This is a genomic window from Campylobacter sp. BCW_6465 (genome assembly GCF_001762815.1).
GTDB classification, from domain to species: Bacteria; Campylobacterota; Campylobacteria; order Campylobacterales; family Campylobacteraceae; genus Campylobacter_D; species Campylobacter_D jejuni.
Genome location: NZ_MJXN01000104.1, coordinates 503 through 941, shown reverse-complemented (window position 1 = coordinate 941; position 439 = coordinate 503). Strand labels below are relative to the sequence as shown.

At 24.1% G+C, this 439-nt stretch carries 1 protein-coding gene; it reads right to left on the bottom strand.

Annotated elements, in window-relative coordinates; translation table 11 throughout:
• Positions 1–103: 103 nt before the first annotated feature.
• Positions 104–439 (bottom strand): hypothetical protein (locus AJ886_RS10855; RefSeq protein ID WP_261662846.1); only part of this gene is annotated, 336 nt, incomplete at its 5' end.

The following is a 439-nucleotide window of genomic DNA, read 5'->3' as shown; positions in this document are numbered from 1 at the left end:
ATAAAGCACATTATAAGCTTTATCTTTAAAATCAAGCTTAGTGATAAAATCTTTACTATAAAGCTTAAAGTCCAAACCATAAGGAGTGAATTTTTGATAGTCTTTAAAGATTTTCATATAACTTATAAAAACTCACAATTAATAAAAAGATATTGCACACAAACCCTATAAACCAACTTAATTTTTTGCATTTTTCTCCTGTGCTATAACATTTAAAAAAATAAGCTTGTAATAAACAAGGAAGTATAATAAATGTGATTGCTAAAAAAAACATAGTTGCAAAGGTTAAAAATTTAAAATAATTACGCACTCTATATTCTTGCGGTGATAATTTTTCAATTTCTGGAGGATCAAGTAATACAAGCGATTTATAAAATTCAAGATCATAGCTAAGATAAAATATGATAACAATAGCCATAAAAAAGATAATAAAAGATAT